The 4,349-nt window shown below is 54.0% G+C and carries 4 protein-coding genes; 1 reads left to right on the forward strand and 3 read right to left on the reverse strand.

What is annotated here, in order from left to right; translation table 11 throughout:
* On the forward strand, positions 1-567 hold a 567-nt coding region (locus RMSM_RS21455; protein WP_040768745.1), incomplete at its 5' end, for a DUF4349 domain-containing protein.
* 16 nt (positions 568-583) lie between these two features.
* On the opposite strand, the gene tmk is transcribed toward RMSM_RS21455, so the two are convergent.
* The 3 genes from tmk to RMSM_RS37190 form a co-directional block, all read right to left on the reverse strand.
* Positions 584-1,207, reverse strand: coding sequence for a dTMP kinase (gene tmk / locus RMSM_RS21460; RefSeq protein ID WP_008701182.1), 624 nt, complete (start codon positions 1,205-1,207; stop codon positions 584-586).
* A gap of 239 nt (positions 1,208-1,446) precedes the next feature.
* Positions 1,447-1,905, reverse strand: coding sequence for a response regulator (locus tag RMSM_RS21470; RefSeq protein WP_040768747.1), 459 nt, complete (start codon positions 1,903-1,905; stop codon positions 1,447-1,449).
* Positions 1,902-4,313 (reverse strand): PAS domain-containing sensor histidine kinase, encoded by a 2,412-nt coding sequence (locus tag RMSM_RS37190; protein WP_008701187.1) that lies wholly within the window; start codon positions 4,311-4,313, stop codon positions 1,902-1,904. The genes RMSM_RS21470 and RMSM_RS37190 overlap by 4 nt, the downstream gene beginning before the upstream one ends.
* Between the last annotated feature and the right edge of the window lie 36 nt (positions 4,314-4,349).

Below are 4,349 nucleotides of genomic sequence, written 5' to 3' on the forward strand. Positions count from 1 at the left end.
GATCGCCGCTACAACGATCAGCAAAGTGGGACTTGGGTGATTCGTGTTCCGGTTGATCGCTATCACGAATTTGTCAGTGGCGTCGGCGGATTGGGTTTTGCCGAATCACGTCGCGAGGACGCTCAGGACGTGACCGAGGAATATGTCGACGTCGAGGCTCGCGTGCGAAACAACCGAAAACTCGAAGAACGCATCATCACGATGTTAGCAGAGCGGACGGGCAAGTTGTCGGACGTTTTAGAGATCGAGCGTGAACTGGCTCGCGTGCGAGAAGAAATCGAACGGATGGAGGGTCGGTTACGATTACTTGCTGATCGCACAGCGCTCGCCACGGTGACAATCAACGTCCGCGAGGAAAAAGAGTACGTTCCGCCGGCGGCACCGACGTTTTCGGACCGCGTCGCCACTGCATTTGGCGGCTCGCTGAGTTCACTACGCCAACTCAGCGAGAACCTCTTGATTGCACTGATCGCCTTGGTGCCTTGGATAATCGTGCTGGGAATCCCCGTGACCGTCGTCACAGTGATGGTACGCCGGCGGATTCACACCCGCACTGCAATTGAGTAAAGGTTCCGCCTACCGCTCACCGGCGAGATGCAATGGCCTGCTCGACATGTGCAGCAATGTTAGCGGTGACCTCGTCCCTATCCGGAGTGCAATCAAGCAGTTGCACTTCATCACACTGATCCGCCATCTGATGGAACGTTTTGCGAATCTCGGTCAGCGCGTCTTCCTGTTCAAATTCGTTGGGGATTTCACCTCGCGTTTCCGAGATCCGCTGCAGCGCCACCGAGACGGGTAAATCAAAGAACAACGTCAGATCGGGGATCGGAAATTCGGCTCGCATTTGATCAAGCAACACCCCGGTATCAGCGCCGCGGATGCCTTGGTATGCCACAGTCGAATAGAAATAGCGATCAACGATCACGATCTGGCCGTCGGCAAGGGCCGGTTGGATCAGCGTGGAAACATGCTCGCGACGATCTTCGACGAAGGCCCGGAGTTCTTCGTCCAGCGACAAACGGCCCGTCGTGGCGCTGTTGCGAATCATTTTTCCCCATTGTCCATCGGTCGGTTCACGCGACTGGGTCACGCGAAAACCTTGCGTCCGCAACGAGTCGCACAACCGTTGAACTTGGGTCGATTTTCCGGCACCGTCGATACCGTCAATGACAATAAACACGCCGCGAGAGGAAGCAGAGGACATAGCAATACGAATCAAATTCAGCGGACAAGCAGAGGGACGATCAGGGTCAGATTCTGACGTTTTTTAGCCAAGATGACAGGGGGCAGCAACGTCGCAGCCCCAACCACGGAATCGCGCGTGGTCAATTGGGCGTCCGCCAAAGTCTTTAAGAAGTCAATTCGAAGCCGAATCTTTGGCAGAGCGATGCAGCGACAACGCATGAACCCAAATTGCCAGACTGATCTTTCGGCAAGGTTGGGTTATTCATGGGTCGTGCCGTTGGGCAGCACAACGATGGTGAACCAATATTCGCCGATATACTTGATCACTTGTTGGAATTGCTTGAAATCGACCGGTTTCAGGATGTAGGAACTGCAGCGTAGATCGTACATCGTCAACAGGTCTTGATCGGATTCGGATGTTGTCAGCACGACGACTGCGAGCCGTCGCAGTTGTTCGTCGGCAACAATTTCCGCCAACACCTCGCGGCCATCTTTGACCGGCATGTTCAGATCCAACAGAATCAGATCGGGAGTCGGCGCATCGACATAGCGACCTGATTTCCGCAGAAACTGCATGCACTCTTCGCCATTTTCGACGCGATGAAGATTGACGGGCAGATTTGACTTGTTGAATCCGCGTTGTGTGATAATGACATCGTCTTCGTTATCTTCGACCAACAACACTTCGGCTGGTCGACCACTATCCGCTATTCTCATACGTCCCCCAGCGCCTTGTCGTGTACGATGCCGATCGCATCTGGATTATCGGCGTCGAATTGCTCGACCTCAGAATTGTTCACAGGGATCGTAAACACGAACGTGCTTCCTTTTCCTTCTTGCGATTTGACAGAAATATCACCGCCATGGCGGTTCACGATACGGCGACAAACGGCCAGTCCAATTCCGGTACCTGGATAGGCGGTTTGCGTGTGCAAGCGACGAAAGATTTCGAACACACGATCGTGGTGCTTGGGACTGATCCCGATGCCGTTGTCCTGCACGAACAGCGTGTAAAATTCGTCGCCGATCTCAGCCCAAACGTGGACCTCGGGCGGTTTGTCACCATGGTATTTTACGGCATTGCCAATCAAATTGGTCAACAACTGGGCCATCTGCGACTTGTCGGCCTGAATCGTAGGCAATTCATCACGGGTTACGCGAGCCCCCGTTTCGGTGATCGACGAACTTAACATCTCTAGGGCATCCTCGAACGCATCATTCAGTGACGTTGGTTGGAACGGTGCCGCTCGGGATTCAACGCGTGAATAGCCCAACAGATCGCGGATCAACTGTTGCATCCGATGTGCCCCTTGCACAATCCGCTGCAAATAGTCGTCCGCGGTCGCGTCCAATTTTCCCGCATAGTCATCTTGTAGGAATTGGGCAAAGTTGGCGATCGCTCGCAATGGAGTCTGAAGGTCGTGCGAAGCGACATAGGCAAATTGCTGAAGATCAATATTGCTCGAATGCAACGCATCGACCGTTCGCGACAATTCACCGTTGAGCCATTCAAGAATTTTTTCGTTTTCAATCTGTTCGTGAATGTCGATATGCACGCCGATCAATCGCAGGGGTTTGCCCGATTCGTCGAATTCGCCATGCCCCTGTGACAAAATCCAGCGATAGGTACCGTTTTCACAACGCAAGCGAAATGTCGATTGGTAGACATCGCCGCGATCTTGAAAGTACTTTTTCAGGCACTGCATCGCCTGCTCATAATCGTCGGGATGAAGACGCGTTTCCCAGTCGCGAAAATGTGTCCAAGCCATGTCGGCGTCATAGCCCAGCTGTGTCTTGGCGGTCTTGGAAAAGTAAACCTCGTCGGTGACAGCATCCCAGTCCCACAATCCGACATTGGCTCCCTCGAGAGCCAATTCCAAACGATCACGCATCGCGACCAGCTCTTGATCGTGCAGCGCGACTCGGTCCTCGAGCTCTTCGTACTTCTTCGTTTGCAGGTGCTCGCGTCGTTTTCGGTCCGATGTATCAACGAAGGTCACCACGGATCCCCCTAGAGCGCCTTCGACATGGACCGGATAGGACCAATATTCAACCGAAAACGATGTGCCATCCTTTCGCCAAAAGTGCTCGTCGTCGACATGCACGCCCTCACTGCTGCGAAATGCTTGATAGATCCGGCATTCAGACTGCGGATAGGGAGTGCCGTCGATTCGCGAATGGTGAATCAATTGATGCATGTTCGCGCCAAACAATTCCTCCGGCGTGTCGTAACCAAGAAGTCGGGCGCAAGTGTTGTTGGCAAAGGTGCAGCGGCCCTCGAGATCGACGCCGTAGATGCCTTCGGCGGTCGAATTAAGCAGCGTCGTGATTTGCTGGTCACGCTTGCGAAGCTCCTCGAGTGTCGATTTGTGCTCGGTGATATCACGGACAAACGCGCTATATTGGTAGCCCTCGGCACAGCGAAGTACGATGATGCTTAACTCGATCGGAAACTCTTCACCGTTGCGACGCACCGCCGACATTTCCAAGCGTTGATTCATGATTTTGGGGATGCCGGTCTGATGAAACCGCTGCAGACCGCGGTGGTGATCGTCGCGGAATCGCTCGGGAATGATCAACTCGGCCAACGATTGCCCCATCGCCTCCTCTCGCGACCAACCGAACGTGCATTCGGCCTGTTTGTTCCATTCGGTAATCTGACTGTGCTGGTTAATCATGATCACCGCATCGAGAGCCGCATCGATGGTTAATTGGCAACGCTCTTGGATCTCGGTGAACCGGGTATGCTCTGAATTCAATTCCTGCTGCAAATGTTCGCCAAGAACATTGCTAGCGTTGCGTTGAGCATCCAGTGACAGTGCCCGCGAGCAAAGTGCGGCGGTGATCCAGATCGCCAGCAGCGACAGAACACGGTTCCAAATCGCGTCAGTCCAAACGGCATCGCCGGGCGAAAAGTACCATCCCAACGGCGTCAGCACGCTGCACACCGCGGCAGCAACCAGAACAACGCTGCGGCGGTGGGTGGCGTGGACGATCCAGACCGCGACGATGTACAGCACGCTAACGGTGATGTTTCGCTCGACGTTACAGTCAACTAGAAAAATAGCCGTCGCAACGGCTGCAGCGATGACGAGTCCACGATGATGGGGATTGAAGACGATCAAACGTTCGGCGTGTTTGAAAAGAGATTAAGGCAGCGT

Source organism: Rhodopirellula maiorica SM1, from assembly GCF_000346295.1.
GTDB lineage: Bacteria > Planctomycetota > Planctomycetia > Pirellulales > Pirellulaceae > Novipirellula > Novipirellula maiorica.